At 42.5% G+C, this 15,656-nt stretch carries 21 protein-coding genes; all 21 read left to right on the top strand.

What is annotated here, in order from left to right; translation table 11 throughout:
- The first annotated feature begins 237 nt into the window (after positions 1-237).
- The 21 genes from flgB (at position 238) to fliQ (ending at position 15,654) form a co-directional block, all read left to right on the top strand.
- Positions 238-627 (top strand): flagellar basal body rod protein FlgB, encoded by a 390-nt coding sequence (gene flgB / locus H7J92_RS06555; RefSeq protein ID WP_221836115.1) that lies wholly within the window; start codon positions 238-240, stop codon positions 625-627.
- Between the two features lie 2 nt (positions 628-629).
- Entirely contained in the window at positions 630-1,091 is a 462-nt protein-coding gene (gene flgC, locus H7J92_RS06550) for a flagellar basal body rod protein FlgC (RefSeq protein WP_009765515.1), read from the top strand.
- Positions 1,092-1,125: 34 nt separating this feature from the next.
- Positions 1,126-1,434 (top strand): flagellar hook-basal body complex protein FliE, encoded by a 309-nt coding sequence (fliE, locus tag H7J92_RS06545; RefSeq protein WP_078817753.1) that lies wholly within the window; start codon positions 1,126-1,128, stop codon positions 1,432-1,434.
- 62 nt (positions 1,435-1,496) lie between these two features.
- Entirely contained in the window at positions 1,497-3,095 is a 1,599-nt protein-coding gene (fliF, locus tag H7J92_RS06540) for a flagellar basal-body MS-ring/collar protein FliF (RefSeq protein ID WP_221836114.1), read from the top strand.
- 14 nt (positions 3,096-3,109) lie between these two features.
- Positions 3,110-4,123, top strand: a complete 1,014-nt coding sequence (gene fliG / locus H7J92_RS06535; RefSeq protein WP_078817751.1) for a flagellar motor switch protein FliG — start codon at positions 3,110-3,112, stop codon at positions 4,121-4,123.
- Entirely contained in the window at positions 4,116-4,892 is a 777-nt protein-coding gene (fliH, locus tag H7J92_RS06530; RefSeq protein WP_221836113.1) for a flagellar assembly protein FliH, read from the top strand. Before fliG ends, fliH begins: the two co-directional genes overlap by 8 nt.
- A 2-nt stretch (positions 4,893-4,894) precedes the next feature.
- Entirely contained in the window at positions 4,895-6,229 is a 1,335-nt protein-coding gene (gene fliI, locus H7J92_RS06525) for a flagellar protein export ATPase FliI (protein ID WP_009765510.1), read from the top strand.
- The gene (fliJ, locus tag H7J92_RS06520; RefSeq protein ID WP_221836111.1) at positions 6,226-6,675 is read left to right on the top strand and encodes a flagellar export protein FliJ; all 450 of its coding nucleotides are present in this window, start codon (positions 6,226-6,228) and stop codon (positions 6,673-6,675) included. The genes fliI and fliJ overlap by 4 nt, the downstream gene beginning before the upstream one ends.
- A gap of 4 nt (positions 6,676-6,679) precedes the next feature.
- Positions 6,680-7,288, top strand: a complete 609-nt coding sequence (locus tag H7J92_RS06515; RefSeq protein WP_221836099.1) for a MotE family protein — start codon at positions 6,680-6,682, stop codon at positions 7,286-7,288.
- Positions 7,289-7,316: 28 nt separating this feature from the next.
- Positions 7,317-8,726 carry a flagellar hook-length control protein FliK gene (locus H7J92_RS17940; protein ID WP_221836096.1) on the top strand — a complete coding sequence of 470 codons (1,410 nt, stop codon included), beginning with the start codon at positions 7,317-7,319 and terminating at the stop codon, positions 8,724-8,726.
- Between the two features lie 3 nt (positions 8,727-8,729).
- Positions 8,730-9,416 (top strand): flagellar hook assembly protein FlgD, encoded by a 687-nt coding sequence (flgD, locus tag H7J92_RS06505; protein ID WP_246602619.1) that lies wholly within the window; start codon positions 8,730-8,732, stop codon positions 9,414-9,416.
- A 17-nt stretch (positions 9,417-9,433) separates the two neighbouring features.
- Positions 9,434-9,811, top strand: a complete 378-nt coding sequence (locus H7J92_RS06500; RefSeq protein WP_221836094.1) for a TIGR02530 family flagellar biosynthesis protein — start codon at positions 9,434-9,436, stop codon at positions 9,809-9,811.
- Between the two features lie 87 nt (positions 9,812-9,898).
- On the top strand, positions 9,899-10,717 hold the full coding sequence (flgG, locus tag H7J92_RS06495) for a flagellar basal body rod protein FlgG (RefSeq protein WP_221836090.1): 819 nt from the start codon (positions 9,899-9,901) through the stop codon (positions 10,715-10,717).
- A 56-nt stretch (positions 10,718-10,773) separates the two neighbouring features.
- Complete coding sequence (locus H7J92_RS06490) at positions 10,774-10,995, top strand: flagellar FlbD family protein (protein ID WP_221836087.1); 222 nt, start codon at positions 10,774-10,776, stop codon at positions 10,993-10,995.
- Positions 10,985-11,416 (top strand): flagellar basal body-associated protein FliL, encoded by a 432-nt coding sequence (gene fliL / locus H7J92_RS06485; RefSeq protein WP_221836083.1) that lies wholly within the window; start codon positions 10,985-10,987, stop codon positions 11,414-11,416. The genes H7J92_RS06490 and fliL overlap by 11 nt, the downstream gene beginning before the upstream one ends.
- Before the next feature lie 48 nt (positions 11,417-11,464).
- Complete coding sequence (fliM, locus tag H7J92_RS06480) at positions 11,465-12,466, top strand: flagellar motor switch protein FliM (RefSeq protein ID WP_221836081.1); 1,002 nt, start codon at positions 11,465-11,467, stop codon at positions 12,464-12,466.
- The gene (gene fliY, locus H7J92_RS06475; RefSeq protein ID WP_221836208.1) at positions 12,459-13,637 is read left to right on the top strand and encodes a flagellar motor switch phosphatase FliY; all 1,179 of its coding nucleotides are present in this window, start codon (positions 12,459-12,461) and stop codon (positions 13,635-13,637) included. Before fliM ends, fliY begins: the two co-directional genes overlap by 8 nt.
- A 22-nt stretch (positions 13,638-13,659) precedes the next feature.
- Positions 13,660-14,022: a response regulator gene (locus H7J92_RS06470; RefSeq protein WP_078817745.1), complete on the top strand. Its 363-nt coding sequence runs from the start codon at positions 13,660-13,662 to the stop codon at positions 14,020-14,022.
- A gap of 8 nt (positions 14,023-14,030) precedes the next feature.
- On the top strand, positions 14,031-14,714 hold the full coding sequence (locus tag H7J92_RS06465; protein ID WP_078817744.1) for a flagellar biosynthetic protein FliO: 684 nt from the start codon (positions 14,031-14,033) through the stop codon (positions 14,712-14,714).
- A complete protein-coding gene (gene fliP / locus H7J92_RS06460) occupies positions 14,707-15,372 on the top strand; it encodes a flagellar type III secretion system pore protein FliP (protein ID WP_221836078.1) in 666 nt (221 codons plus the stop codon). The genes H7J92_RS06465 and fliP overlap by 8 nt, the downstream gene beginning before the upstream one ends.
- Positions 15,373-15,384: 12 nt before the next feature.
- Entirely contained in the window at positions 15,385-15,654 is a 270-nt protein-coding gene (gene fliQ, locus H7J92_RS06455; protein ID WP_221836075.1) for a flagellar biosynthesis protein FliQ, read from the top strand.
- Positions 15,655-15,656: the final 2 nt, after the last annotated feature.

The following is a 15,656-nucleotide window of genomic DNA, read 5'->3' as shown; positions in this document are numbered from 1 at the left end:
TAAAAGTAATGAATATTCAGTGACAAAGTTGTGTGTAATTGGAAAAAAATCAATTAAGAGCCATGAATTTTTTTGAAATATATTGGACAATATTCAGCAGAATCCGTTACAATAGACTAGTAGATTAATAGAAAATATCCTTTATATATAAAGAAAATGGTAAGTAGTACACTTTTTGCGAAAAATGCTGTCGGATTAAGGTGAAATGGTACTACATGAAGGAAGGAAATAGAGCCTATGAATATTTACGGAGGCACCATTGCGATGCTTGAAAAAGGCCTGGATTATTCATCTGCCAAAAGCAAAGCTATCTCGCAGAATATTGCAAATGTCGACACGCCTAATTACAAGGCAAAATCTGTAAATTTTAAAGAAGTGTTTTCTAATGAAATTAGCAAGGGCATAGAAGCCTACAAAACGGATGTAAGACATATGGACTTCACTCGTTCTGCGGGAAGCAAAACATTTGATGTATCGAATCTCCGTTACCGACAAGATCGCAACGGGGTGGATATGGACAAAGAACAGGCGGATTTAGCGGCGAATCAAATCTATAACTCAGCGTTAATTGAACGTTTAAGTGGGAAGTTCAACACATTACAAAGCGTTATTAAAGGAGGTCGCTGATTGTGAGTATATTCCACAGTTTGAATACATCTTCCTCAGCCCTCACTGCGCAACGCCTTAGGATGGATGTCATTTCGTCCAATATGGCAAATGTCGACTCCACACGTGCAAAACAAGTGAATGGTGAGTGGGAGCCGTACCGTCGAAAAACAGTGACTTTGCAACCGAAAGAAGGACAATTTGCTTCTTTCCTGCAAGCGGCAAAAGGTGTTCACTCCCACGGCGGCGCAGGCAATGGCGTAGCAGTAACACGAGTGAAAGAAGACCGTGAAACGCCTTTTAAGTTGGTTTTTGATCCATCACATCCTGATGCAAATGAAGAAGGCTATGTACAAATGCCGAATGTTGATCCGTTGCGTGAAATGATCGATTTGATGTCTGCGACGAGATCCTATGAAGCCAACGTAACCGTACTGAATGCAAATAAATCGATGCTAATGAAAGCGTTAGAGATCGGAAAATAAACAGCATAAGCTTTTAGAAAAGGAGTGAATATGGATGCCGATTCAATCAATCACTGGGGCTACATCCGCCATGTCTGTACAACAGCCTGAACTAAAGACACAGAAAACCCCTTTCGAGGCTCAGCAAAGTTTCTCCACTATGTTGAATGACGCAATTCAACAAGTAGATCAAGCGCAGCAAGCTTCTGATACAATGACGGTCAAGTTGATTAAAGGAGAAGACGTCGATTTGCACAACGTCATGATCACTGCTCAAAAAGCAAGCGTCGCACTGAATGCGACTGTCGAAATACGCAATAAAGTGGTAGAAGCCTACCAAGAAATTATTAGAATGCCTGTCTAACAGATAGTGAAACACTAGGCAGACTTAAAAATTTGCCTAGCTAGGCTGACCGGGGGATTAAAATGAAAGAAAGATTTACAAAGCTCAGAGCAGACCTCAAGGCGTTCTGGGAAAGCCGCTCGAAAAGTAAAAAAATCACATATATTGCTACAGCAGCCGGTGTTATTGCATTGGCCATTTTTTTAACGGTGTATTTGTCTAGGACCACCTATGTAACCCTCTATTCGGAAGTATCGCCGTCTGAGATAGGCCGTATCAAGGAAGTGTTAGATGGTCAGGGTGTCGCGTATCAAGTGGAGCCCGGCGGTACAGCTATATCAGTACCGGAAAAGCAGTTGGACAATCTGCGAGTTTCGTTAGCAGCGGAAGGATTTCCGGATTCCGGGCTGATCGATTACTCTTTTTTCTCAGAAAATGCGGGATTCGGTACGACAGACAATGAATTCAACATGATCAAACTTGCAGCGATGCAGACGGAACTAGCGAATTTAATAAAGGGTATAGAAGGTATCAAGGATGCAAAAGTCATGCTTACTTTACCGACAGAGGGTATTTTCGTAAATGACAGCACGCAAGAGGCCAGTGCTGCAATCATGCTGAAAACGAACCCTGGTCAAACTTTCTCAGAGCAACAGATCACCTCACTCTATAACTTGGTTTCTAAAAGCTTACCGAACTTATCTACTGACAATATTCTTATACAGAACCAGTATTTTGAGTACTTTGATCTAAATGACTCAGGAAATTCTTACGGACAGAGTGTAACAGATCAAATGGGCGTGAAAAAGACAATTGAACGAGATCTACAGAGACAAGTGCAAACGATGCTTGGCACAATGATGGGGCAAGACAAAGTGGTTGTTTCTGTTACAACAGATATCGATTTTAAAGTAGAAAAGCGTGAAGAAAACCTTGTAACACCTGTCGATGAAGAAAACATGGAAGGTATTGCGTTAAGTGTTCAACGGATTACAGAATCGTTTTCTGGAACGAATCCAGCTGTAGGCGGTACACCTGAAGCGGAAGATCCGACCGACAATCGAACTACCTATGTTGAAGGCGACATGGGGAACGGCGATTATGAGCGTTTAGAAGAGACGATCAATAATGAAGTGAACCGAATCAAAAAGGATATCGTGGAGAGTCCTTATAAAATCCGGGACATCGGCATACAAGTAATGATTGAGCCGCCGACAGCGGACGATCCTACTTCACTTTCCACTGAAGTGGAGCAAGATATTGAACGGATTCTAGAAACAATTGTACGTACTTCTTTAGATAAAGAAGCAGCTGGAGAATTGACGGATGAAATGCTGGCTGAAAAAATTGCATTGTCTGTTCAACCTCTAAAAGGTAAAAATATGGCGTTTGAAGAAACGAAGACAGCTATTCCTTGGTGGGTTTACGTAATTGGCGGTGTCTTGTTGCTAGCAATTATCGTCCTTGTTGTTCTGTTCTTGCGTAAGCGACGCAGAGATGCGGAAGAGGAAGAAGAAGAAGAACTGGCATTGGCGGAAGAAATGGAAGCAATCCAAGTGGATGATATTAACTTGGAACAAGAGACGGAAGCTACTGCACGTAGAAAACAGCTCGAAAAAATGGCGAAAGATAAACCAGAAGAATTTGCGAAGTTATTAAGAACGTGGATTGCTGAGGAGTAACGGAGGGGTAAAAATTGGTAAAGAAAGACAAAGGTATGTCAGGCAAACAAAAAGCTGCCCTATTGCTTATCTCTCTCGGACCTGAAGTCTCAGCGGCGGTTTATAAGCACTTAAATGAAGAAGAGATTGAGAGATTGACATTGGAAATATCAGGTGTCAAAAAAGTAGATTCCGCTGTAAAAGAGGAAATCATAGAAGAATTTCATAATATTGCCCTTGCGCAAGACTATATTTCGCAGGGCGGGATTGGATATGCGAAGACGGTACTTGAAAAAGCGCTCGGTAAAGATCATGCACAGGCGATCATTAACCGTCTGACCTCGTCGCTTCAAGTACGACCGTTTGATTTTGCTAGACGGGCAGAACCTTCGCAAATCTTGAACTTCATTCAAAACGAACACCCGCAGACGATTGCGCTCATCCTGTCTTATCTAGAAGCGGAGCAAGCAGGATTGATCTTATCTTCATTACCACAAGAAATGCAGGCGGATATAGCTAAACGTATTGCAACTATGGAGTCAACTTCCCCAGAAGTGATCAGTGAAATCGAAGCGGTGCTTGAACGTAAACTGTCATCTACTGTCACGCAAGATTTCACGGAAACAGGCGGTGTCGATGCAGTAGTAGAAGTATTGAACGGTGTCGACCGGGCAACCGAGAAAACAATCCTCGATGCACTGGAGATTCAAGATCCGGAGTTGGCAGAAGAGATACGCAAAAGAATGTTTGTCTTCGAAGATATCATTACATTGGATAACCGCTCCATTCAGCGGGTTGTTCGTGAGTGTGAGAATGAAGACCTCATTTTATCTATGAAAGTATCAAGCGAAGAAGTAAAAGATATTCTATTCAAAAACATGTCACAACGGATGGCGGAATCCTTCCAGGAAGAAATGGAAGTTATGGGTCCGGTCAGACTGCGGGACGTGGAAGAGGCACAATCAAGAATCGTAGGTATTGTTCGCAGACTAGAGGATGCAGGCGAAATCATTATTGCACGCGGCGGAGGAGATGACATCATTGTCTAATCTATTTCGTTCAGAACGTACGGTAGTAAAACAAAATCAAGTGAAAGAAATCTCGATTCGCAGTTTGCAAAATGAACCGGTGCCTCAAGTTTCTTCTGAGGCACCGGTAAACAATGCAGCGATGTTCGCTGAGCGTAATCAGATGCTTCAAGAAATTCAGCAACGCAGCGATATTGCGAATGCTGATATTCAAAAGCGAATGGAAAGTGCAGCAGCAGATATCGAGTCGATGCGCTCTGCCTGGTCAAATAAAAAAGAGCAATTGCAGCAGCAGGCTTATGACGAAGGGTTTCAGGCTGGCTTCGAAGATGGACGCAATAAAGTGATATCAGATATGCAGGAAATGATCCAAGCCGCAAATGAAACAACGACATTGTCCTATCAGAACGCTACGCAATATTTGATTAACCAAGAACGAGTCATTTTGGATATTGCGCTTCGTTCAGCTGAACAAATTATCAACCAAACGATTGAAGAGGATGAAGAAACATATCTTTCAATTGTCCGGAAGGGTATAAAAGAAGCACAAGAAATGAAAGAAATTAAACTATTTGTTCCCACAGAACACTTTAAAATGGTGACCGATAATCGAGCAGAATTATCCTCCATCTTTCCGCCTGAAACGCCATTCTTGATTTTTGTCAATGAAGACTTTGACGCCACGGATTGCTTTATAGAAACCAATCACGGCCGCATAGTAGTAAGCGTCGATGAACAATTGAACGAACTGAAAGAACAGCTTGTTGAAATTATGGAAAGTGGTGCGTAATTTTGAGAAAAGCCGAAGATCTTATCCGAATTATTCCAAATATCAACACGATGAAAAAGTATGGCCGAGTTATCCGAGTAGTCGGGTTGATGATTGAATCGCAAGGGCCTGAATCTTCTATTGGTGATGTATGTCACATTCATTTAAATGTACCAGATACAGGGCGTTCGATTATTAAAGCGGAAGTAGTGGGATTCCGTGAAGAAGTCGTCATGCTCATGCCATATACGGACATCAGTAATATTTCAAGCGGCTGCCTAGTTGAAACGCTCGGTAAACCGCTTGAAGTAAAGGTTGGAATGAACTTGATAGGACAAGTTCTCGATTCCATGGGTAATCCGATTGATCACAGTGCATTGCCAAAAGGTTTAGCAACTGTGCGGACAGAAAACAGCCCCCCGAATGTCCTTACGCGTCCGACAATTAATGATAAACTTGCAGTCGGAGTTAAAGCTATTGATGGCATGCTGACAGTAGGAAACGGCCAGCGGGTCGGAATCTTCGCAGGGTCAGGTGTCGGGAAAAGTACATTGCTCGGAATGATTGCTCGCAATACTGAAGCGGATATAAACGTTATTGCACTAATCGGAGAACGTGGCCGGGAAGTACGAGAGTTTATTGACCGTGACTTGGGACCTGAAGGGTTGAAGCGTACGATTGTTGTGGCGGCCACATCGGACCAACCTGCGCTCATGCGGATCAAAGGTGCTTTTACAGCTACTGCGATCGCGGAGTATTTCAGGGATAAAGGTATGAATGTGATGCTGATGATGGATTCGGTTACGCGGGTAGCAATGGCGCAGCGAGAAATTGGGCTGGCTGTTGGTGAACCACCTGCAACGCGCGGCTATACACCTTCTGTTTTTGCTATTTTACCGAAACTTCTAGAACGTACAGGCACCAATGAACTAGGCGCAATTACTGCTTTCTATACAGTGCTTGTGGACGGTGACGACATGAACGAACCGATTGCAGATGCAGTCCGGGGGATTCTTGACGGCCATATCGTGCTTGACCGAACGCTTGCAAATAAGGGACAGTACCCTGCAATCAATGTCTTGAAAAGTGTCAGCCGTCTAATGAATCATATTGCAGACCCTGAACACGTCAAGGCAGCAGAACGATTGCGTGAACTCTATTACACTTACGATAAATCAGAAGACTTGATCAATATCGGAGCTTATAAAAAAGGAACATCCAAAGAAATAGATGAAGCAATTGAATATGAGCCGATTATCACGAACTTTTTGAAGCAAAGCTATAAAGATAATGTCCAGCTGGAAGATACAGTGAATGAGATAGTAGCTTTAGCTTCTGGAGGAGGCGGCAACATATGACTTCTTACCACTATCGTTTTGAAAAAGTGCTGACATTGCGCGAGCAAGAGCGGGATGAAACAGAAATGGCTTATAAAGAGGCCATTCAGCAATTTGAGGAAGTGGCGAGGGAGCTGTATGATCAGCTGAAGAAGAAAGAAGACACGCTTGAAGAACAGCAACAGCGGATGAGCACAGGTTTTTCTATCGATGATTTGCACCACTATTCACGTTTTATTAACACATTGGATATGAAAATTGATTATATCCAACAGGAAGTGGTGAAATCACGTTCAAAAATGAACTGGTACGAGTCGCAGTTATTAGAAAAGAATATAGAAGTAAAGAAATTTGAAAAAATGAAAGAAAAAGGCAAACAACAATATGATGCAGAAATGGACCATGTGGAGGCAAATCGGATCGACGAACTGTCTACGATGAAATTTCGCTCGAAAGAAGACAGGTGATAAAGTGGCTAAAGCTAAAAAGACAAAAGAAACGAAATCAGTAGAATCAAAAGAGAAAAAGTCTGCCGGTTTTTTTCAGATTTTATTGGCGTGGATTATTATCCCCCTTATGTTCACAACAGCTGTCGTATTAATCATCGCCAAAGTTGCTGATATCAATGTATTCGATCAGGCAAAAGAATGGACATCTAAGATCCCTTTTTTAGAAGAAAAAGCGCCCGATGAAAAAATCGAAGGTGATTTGATTTTAGAAGAACGTGTCATTTCATTGCAGGCAGAAATTCAAGAAAAAGAAGCACAGTTATTTGAAGTCCAAGATGAACTAACAAAAGTGAAGGATTCAAATGAAACGCTGGAAATAGAAAAAGAGAAACTGAACGAAGAAATCGAAAAATTGAAGCTTGCACAAAGCGAATCTAAACGAGATTTTAAAGAAATTGTCACCACATATGAGCAAATGTCGGCAAAATCCGCTGCTCCTGTTATTACGAAAATGGGCGATGCGGAAGCTGTACAGATTTTATCCAACTTAAAACCTGCAACTTTAGCAGCGATACTTGAAAAAATGGCACCGGAAGAAGCTGCAAAATATACTTCCATGCTCACAAAGTAGTATAATCATAGTAGAAGGAGGTGAGAGAGTGAATTTAGGACTATTAATGGGAGTCAGTTCTTCTAGTGTTCCAGCTAGTTCTCAAGTCTCTTCATCTGCAAATGCAAAGGGAGCAGGTTTCGGCAGTGTGTTCCAAAGTTTAATGGGTGCATCTCAAACGTCGGATGCACAGCAGTCACCCGGGAAAGATATAGAAACGAATCAATTGATGGAAGGTATTTTGCAAGCGGAAACGTTAGAGGAGCTTGCGGGTATTCTTGAACAATTGAAACAAGGCGAACAAACATCTCGAACGGTGGCCCAGCTATTGCAAGAATTAGGGCAAATGAATAGTGGGAGAGAGGCTGAGACGCTCAAGGAAACGCTAGATATGAACGAATTTGATTCATCTAAGCTATCGTCGCTAGGCAAAGTGATAGATTTGGAAGTTTTAGACTTTGCTGATCTATCGAACCTAGAGAAGTTTCCAAGTTTGCAACAATTGGCAGCTCTTATTAGTGAAAATCCTGATAAACTAGTAGAAGTAATGACGAAGGCACTAGAGAATTCAGGTGTGACCGACGACGCAATCATCAAAATGCAAGCAACAGGAGATATTTGGTTCGTACTGGAGACATTACAGAACTTGCCGCCTGTGCAGCTGATTGAAGCGATACAACAGTTACCTGAAAAAGCCACATTAGAAATCACTGCATTTTTTAAAGCAATTGAATTGATAGCACCTAAGATGGACCTGTTCGTAAGACAGGAAGATCTGATCAGAACGATCCAGCCTTTACTATCACAATTTGCAAGTCACTTAGAGGGAAAGGTGGTTCCAGCTGAAGGTAAACAAACTATACAGTTGCCGGCGTCTGCTCAGTCTATAATCCGATTTGCGATGGAACAGCCAACAGCCGACACCAAACAGCAAGAGCAACAGACCAGGTCAAACGAAGCGCCTGTCCTTCAATCTGCAATTACACAAACCGAAGGAAGGCCCACATTCCAAATGACCCAGACGGAAAAAGTACCGGAAAGCCGAAGTGAAGCGTTAATGCGCGAGTTTCAGGCGATTTTGAACCGGGCAAATTTCGGACAGACAGGTGGAACAAATCGTCTGATGGTCAAGCTTTACCCTGAACATCTGGGACAAGTGCGTATTGAGTTGCTTGAAATTAATGGCGTAATGACGGCAAGAATCTTGGCATCTACTGCGATGGCACGTGAAATGCTCGACAGTCAAATACATCAGTTGCGACATGCGTTCAACCAGCAAAACTTACAGGTAGAGCGTATCGATTTGTCACAAACAATACAAGAACCTTCTAAGAATGATCGGGAACAGGCATTCAATAAACAAAACGAGCAACAGAAAGAACAGCTAACAGAACAAGATCAAAATCAGGATGAACAAGAACGGACTTTTGAAGAGTTCATGATTGAACTGGAGGTATAAAAATTGCCTAACGAAATAAATTCATCAGAAGGATATAAACCGATCACAGATTCGATGTATCTGATCAATAAGCAGCGAGATGAACGAAAGACTGGCCCTGACACGATGGGCAAGGATGCCTTCATGAAAATTCTTATTGCACAGTTAACGAATCAAGATCCAACGAATCCGATGAAAGACAATGAATTCATTGCACAAATGGCTCAGTTTTCGTCACTTGAACAAACGATGAACATGGCAAAAGCATTTGAGAAGTTTGCGGAAGCGCAAAATCAAAGTCAATTGATTCAATATAACAGCTTTATTGGCAAAGACGTTAAATGGCATGAAGTGACAGACAAAAAGGATGAAGACGGCAAGCCGATTATCAATGAAGGAACCGGAAATATTCAATCCATCAAATATGTTAATGGTTCGATCGTGTTTACATTGGAAGATGGAAAAGAATTAACTCCAGGTAATATTTCTGAAGTATTATCAACTGGTTCAGGCGGAGGTTCCGGAAGCCAACCGAACAACCTTGTACAGGCCAGTATGCTTATTGGCAAGACAGTCGGTTATATGGATGGCGACGTAGAACGAACAGGGAAGGTAGTTTCTGTTACGAATAAAGACGGCACGTTGCACTATATTTTAGATAATGACAGTAAAATCGAAGGAAACCAATTCACATCTATTAGTGAACAATAATTGAATGGAGCGATGTCATGACTAAGATTGATTTCCATCGCATTCCATCACAGCCACTCATACACCAAGGGAAAAACCAACAGACAGCCAAGCCGAATCAGTCATTCATCGAACACTTGCAGCAAGCGACGCAACCGGAGAAGCTGAAGATCAGCAAACACGCAAACGATCGTCTGCAAGAACGAGGCATTCAAATGACCGAGGCAGAATGGACACGCATCTCAGAGAAAGTGGACGAGGCGAAGAGGAAGGGAATACGTGAATCGCTCGTGTTGACCGATCAAGCTGCACTTATCGTCAGTGCGAAAAATTCAACCGTCATCACCGCGATGGACCGCATGGAAGCAAAAGACCAACTATTTACGAATATCGACGGCACCATACTACTTAGCTAAACATGGCAGGACCTTACGAGGATGCCAACGCACTCGCCGACCGAATGAAGCGGTGCTACTCACAAAACCGAGAGGGGAAACTACATTATGATTCGTTCAATGTACTCAGGAATATCAGGATTGAAAAACTTTCAAACGAAATTAGACGTGATTGGTAACAATATTGCGAATGTGAATACTTATGGGTTTAAGAAGGGGCGTACGGTGTTTAAGGATTTGTATTCGCAGACTGTGGCGGGGGCTACTGGTCCTACAGGTAATAGAGGAGGAGTAAATCCCAAACAGGTCGGTTTAGGAAGTCAGATTGCATCAATTGACACACTTCACACTCCCGGATCTACTCAGTTTACTGGAAACACATTAGATATGGCCATTGAAGGCGATGGTTTTTTTAGAGTTCAAGGTGATACGGATGATGAGTATCTATATACAAGAGCAGGTGTTTTTTATTTAGATCAGGGCGAGGGAGAAGATGCTGAAAGTGCTAGAATTGTAGATGGAGAAGGACGCTTTTTAGTACAAGAGGATGGAAGCTTTATTGAAGTACCTATTGATGCAACTTCGCTTTCTATTGGACAAAATGGTGTTGTTAGTTACGTTCTTGATGGTGAATTGGTTGATGATCAAACAATATCACTTGCAAAGTTCAATAACCCTGGAGGATTACTAAAAACAGGAGGTAACTATTATCAACAAACTACAAACTCTGGCGCTCCAAGTTTGGGTGAACCTCTGGGTGAGGGAGGCCACGGCGCCATCAAATCCGGCTCCCTAGAAATGTCCAACGTCGATCTCTCAGAAGAATTCACAGAAATGATCGTCGCACAACGTGGTTTCCAAGCCAACACCCGTATCATCACAACATCAGACGAAATCCTGCAAGAACTCGTAAACTTGAAACGATAAGACTAGCATAGAATGAAAAAGGAGGGTCGGGCCGGCCTTGGCCTGGCCCCTTACATATGATTAAAGTAACGCGATTGAATCGAACGACATTCACATTAAATGCTTTGTACATAGAGAAGGTCGAGTCGTTTCCAGACACGACGATCACATTGACGACAGGGTCAAAGTATATTGTCCATGATACGGTTGAGGAAGTGAACAGCCGGATCATTGAATTTTATCAAGCGGTCCAGTTGCTGTCGAATCCGCATATCCGGGGTGAAGAAGATGAAGAATAAATTATTGACGATCTCATTAATTATTTTAGTAAGTATTACGCTCATTGGCGTAGTGGCAGTTGTTCTAATTTTGAATTTTAATAAAGGCGATGAAGAAGCAGAAAAAGGGCCGAACATCGATGAAATTCTTGAGTCCTCTGTCGACATTGAAGAAATCACGACCAATTTATCAGGACGCAACTTCATTCGTGTATCTTTGAAAATCCAAACAGACAGTAAAAAAGCGGCAGAAGAATTGACAAAACGTGATTTCCAAGTGAAGAATTTGGTCATTCAAGAGCTTTCCGAATTGACTGCCAAAGATTTTGAAGGAAAAGCAGGGAAACAGCAGTTCCAGGACTCCATCAAAGCCCAGCTGAATGAACTGATGCAAGATGGTAAAATAGAGAAAGTGTATATTGTCTCTTACATTATTCAATGACGGGCGATATGATCTGTAAGAGGTGCTTACGCAAGAGGAGGTGGGCTTATGTCGGGAGATGTACTGTCCCAAAATGAAATCGATGCGCTGCTGTCTGCTTTATCGACAGGTGAAATGTCAGCGGAAGAAATGAAAAAAGAAGAAGAAACCCGAAAAGTACGGGTCTATGACTTTAAACGGGCATTGCGTTTTTCAAAAGATCAGATCCGCAGTCTGACACGGATCCATGAAAACTTTGCGAGATTGCTGACGACTTATTTTTCTGCTCAGTTGCGCACATACATTCAAATCAATGTGGCGTCGGTAGATCAGATTCCATTTGAAGAATTTATCAGTTCGATTCCGAATATGACGTTGATCAATATATTTGATGTCTCGCCTCTAGAAGGCAATATCTTGATGGAAGTGAACCCCAATGTTGCGTACTCCATGCTTGAACGGTTAATGGGTGGATTTGGCTCTAGTTCAGGAAAAGTAGATAATATGACAGAGATTGAAACAAAGATTTTAACGAACTTATTTGAACGCTCATTTGATAGTTTGCGAGAGGCTTGGTCGGGACTGATTGAAATTGATCCATATCTTGCGGAGATGGAAGTCAATCCGCAGTTTTTGCAAATGATTTCTCCAAATGAAACGGTCGTCGTTATTTCTTTTAATATCGTCATAGGCGAATCGAGCGGTATGATTAATATGTGTATTCCGCATATTGCACTTGAACCTATCATTCCGAACTTATCTGTCAGTTATTGGATGCAGACGAATAAAAAAGAGCCAACTCCAGAACAGAGTATACTTCTGGAGAGGCGCATTAAAAAAGCGACATTACCGGTAGTTGCTGATTTAGGAAAAGGAGAAATTTCTATAGAAGATTTTCTTTACCTGCAAATGGGAGATGTCATTTCATTGGATACAAAAATTGAAGATCCGCTCGTCATTCGGGTAGGAGAAACACCGAAATTTACCGCACAGCCAGGGAAATTGAGAAACCGGATGGCTGTTCAAATACTGGATACTTTGAAGACGGGAGGGGATGAGGATGATGAGTGATAACATTCTTTCACAGGAAGAAATTGAAGCGTTATTGCGCGGTGAAACGCTGGAGCCAGCTGAAGAACCGGCATCGGAATCAGCAGACATCCAAATCGGCGATTACTTAACAGATATGGAGCAAGACGCCCTTGGAGAAGTCGGGAACATTTCATTCGGTAGTTCAGCGACTGCTTTGTCCGCGTTACTCGGACAGAAAGTAGACATTACAACACCGAAGATTTCATTGATTAATCGCGATGAGTTGGACAAAGAGTTTGTCCACCCGTATGTCGCCATAAAAGTCGAATACACCGAAGGTTTGAGTGGTGTCAATTTACTTGTTATTAAGCAAAGCGACGCAGCAATTATAGCTGATTTGATGCTCGGCGGGGACGGTACTTCCCCGAATGAAGAGTTGAGCGATATCCATTTAAGTGCTGTACAGGAAGCCATGAATCAAATGATGGGTTCTTCTGCTACATCCATGTCGACCATATTTAATAAAAAGGTGGATATCTCACCGCCTACCATTGATTTGATGAACATTCAGCTAGATCAAGGAACAGAACATATTCCACCGCATAATTTGCTGATCCGTGTGTCATTTAATTTGAAGGTGGGCAAATTGATCGACTCGGATATTATGCAATTATTCCCGCTGGAATTTGGGAAGAAACTTGTCTCATCTCTAATGGGAGAAGAGGAGGCTGCGACGGTTACGGAAGAACCGCCGGCCCCAACACAGCCTGTAGATCAAGAAACGCCAGCGCAACAAGAGGTTCAGCAACCTGCACCGCAGCCTGAACCAATGTATCAAGCACCACCGCAGCAACAGGTTCAACAAGCACCAAGACCGACACAGCCGCAAGTACAAGTGCAGCAGGCAGAATTTGCAAGCTTCCAAGCACCTGGCTTAAGTAAAGATGAAGCAAATAATTTAAATATGTTGCTTGATATACCACTTCAAGTAACTGTGGAATTGGGCAGAACAAAGCGTTCTGTACAAGAAATATTGGAAATGTCCAGCGGTTCAATTATCGAACTGGATAAATTGGCTGGGGAACCAGTAGACATCTTAGTCAATAATCGCTTTATTGCAAAAGGCGAAGTAGTGGTCATCGATGAAAACTTCGGAGTCCGCATTACGGATATACTGAGCCAAATGGACCGCTTGAATAACTTACGATAGTAGATATCTGGAGGGAATAGGAATGGGAAAACGAATTTTAGTAGTAGACGATGCGGCATTTATGCGCATGATGATTAAAGATATTTTGACGAAAAACGATTATGAAGTAGTAGGTGAAGCGGCAGATGGTGCACAAGCCGTGGAGAAGTACAACGAATTAAAACCGGATCTCGTGACAATGGATATTACGATGCCAGAAATGGACGGTATTGCGGCGCTTAAAGCGATTAAAGGTACGGATCCTTCTGCAACAATCATTATGTGTTCTGCTATGGGTCAGCAAGCAATGGTAATTGATGCAATCCAAGCGGGAGCAAAAGATTTCATCGTTAAGCCTTTCCAGGCAGACCGTGTTATTGAAGCGATCGACAAAGCGTTGAGCTAAGTCGCCTTATGATAGCAAAAATAGTTACCAAATGGCTTATTGTGTTGCTTGTCTGTCTTGTTTTCATGCCCCAAGCATATGCGGAAACAGATCCTGACGCAAAAATCTCCGATTGCATCGGAAAAGGAAAAGATTGTAGCTCTGATACTCCCCTTTTGGACAATCCAGACAGTAATAAAATTTCCGATCCGGAGACTACAATGGATCCGCCGAAGGGTTTAACTGCTTGGGATTATATCCGAACGTTTCTCGCCTTCATTTTCGTCATAGGTTTACTTGTATGGTTGCTGCGTTTTCTAAATAAACGCAACCGGAACTTCGATCAAACTCGCTTGATGACGAATTTGGGCGGTGTGTCGCTTGGGCAGCATAAATCAATCCAATTAGTAAAAATGGGTAATCATTATTTCGTTGTAGGCGTAGGAGAAGATGTCCAACTTCTTAAGGAAATTGAAGACCCAGATGAAATTGCCGACTTGCTGGCACGCTATGATCAAGAGGGCAGTGAAGTACAAAAAGGGTTAATCTCACAGGTTTATCAAAGATTTTTTGCGAAATCAAAATCTGGGGACCCGGTAGGAGAAGCCTCCGATTTCAGTCAGTTGTTTTCATCCAAAATGGAAGAGATCAAAGCGGATCGCAAGCAGCAGTTGGATCGAATGAAGGGGAAAGGGAGCGACCGGGATGACTGATTTTCTAAATTCATTTTCAAGCAGTGATCCGGCCAATGTCTCCACTTCAATTAAAATGCTTCTGCTGCTGACCGTCCTGTCACTGGCACCCGCTATTTTAATTTTGATGACTTCATTTGCACGGATCATTATTGTGTTGTCTTTTGTTCGTACAGCACTTGCGACTCAGCAGATGCCGCCTAACCAAGTGCTGGTGGGACTTGCGTTATTTTTAACTTTCTTCATTATGGCACCTGTCTTATCGCAAGTGAATGAAGAAGCCTTGACGCCATTATTCGATGAGGAAATTTCATTAGACGAGGCGTACGAACGCGCCAGTGGGCCATTCAAGGAATTCATGAGTCAACATACAAGACAAAAAGACTTGGAATTATTCATGCGTTACAACCAAATGGAACGGCCAGAAACAATCGAAGAGATTCCATTAACGATGATGGTGCCTGCTTTCGCATTGAGTGAAATCAAAACCGCATTTCAAATGGGCTTCATGATTTTTATCCCGTTTCTCGTAATTGATATGATTGTCGCCAGTGTCCTCATGTCGATGGGAATGATGATGCTTCCGCCTGTCATGATCTCATTGCCGTTTAAAATATTGCTGTTTGTTTTAGTGGACGGTTGGTATCTCATTATCCAGTCATTGCTACAAAGCTTTTAGGGAGGGTTTTAGTTGACGAGTGAATTTGTTATTTCCATTGCAGAACGGTCAGTATGGGTTATTCTTCTCGCTGCTGGACCTCTTTTGATCGTGGCGTTATTGACTGGGTTAGCCGTCAGTATTTTTCAGGCAACTACTCAGATTCAAGAACAGACATTGGCATTCGTGCCTAAAATCATAGCGGTCATGGTTGCCATCGTATTTTTCGGCCCTTGGATGCTTTCTTACGTTACCAATTACGCGAGTGACATCTTTTCCAATCTCTCTAGGTACATCGGGTGATT

Origin of the sequence: Sporosarcina aquimarina, from assembly GCF_019748715.1 — a bacterium.
Taxonomy (GTDB): Bacteria; Bacillota; Bacilli; order Bacillales_A; family Planococcaceae; genus Sporosarcina; species Sporosarcina newyorkensis.
Note: the sequence above shows the minus strand (reverse complement) of the source record. Positions and strands in the feature narration are given on the sequence as shown.

Bases quoted from the DNA above. Each gene is read 5' to 3' on its own strand.
- H7J92_RS06490 (WP_221836087.1), top strand. From the start codon at position 10,774: ATGATTAAAGTAACGCGATTGAATCGAACGACATTCACATTAAATGCT.
- fliY (WP_221836208.1), top strand. From the start codon at position 12,459: ATGAGTGATAACATTCTTTCACAGGAAGAAATTGAAGCGTTATTGCGC.
- fliE (WP_078817753.1), top strand. From the start codon at position 1,126: ATGCCGATTCAATCAATCACTGGGGCTACATCCGCCATGTCTGTACAA.
- fliP (WP_221836078.1), top strand. From the start codon at position 14,707: ATGACTGATTTTCTAAATTCATTTTCAAGCAGTGATCCGGCCAATGTC.
- flgB (WP_221836115.1), top strand. From the start codon at position 238: ATGAATATTTACGGAGGCACCATTGCGATGCTTGAAAAAGGCCTGGAT.
- fliM (WP_221836081.1), top strand. From the start codon at position 11,465: ATGTCGGGAGATGTACTGTCCCAAAATGAAATCGATGCGCTGCTGTCT.
- H7J92_RS06500 (WP_221836094.1), top strand. From the start codon at position 9,434: ATGACTAAGATTGATTTCCATCGCATTCCATCACAGCCACTCATACAC.
- fliL (WP_221836083.1), top strand. From the start codon at position 10,985: ATGAAGAATAAATTATTGACGATCTCATTAATTATTTTAGTAAGTATT.
- H7J92_RS06465 (WP_078817744.1), top strand. From the start codon at position 14,031: ATGATAGCAAAAATAGTTACCAAATGGCTTATTGTGTTGCTTGTCTGT.
- H7J92_RS06470 (WP_078817745.1), top strand. From the start codon at position 13,660: ATGGGAAAACGAATTTTAGTAGTAGACGATGCGGCATTTATGCGCATG.
- flgG (WP_221836090.1), top strand. From the start codon at position 9,899: ATGATTCGTTCAATGTACTCAGGAATATCAGGATTGAAAAACTTTCAA.
- fliF (WP_221836114.1), top strand. From the start codon at position 1,497: ATGAAAGAAAGATTTACAAAGCTCAGAGCAGACCTCAAGGCGTTCTGG.
- fliJ (WP_221836111.1), top strand. From the start codon at position 6,226: ATGACTTCTTACCACTATCGTTTTGAAAAAGTGCTGACATTGCGCGAG.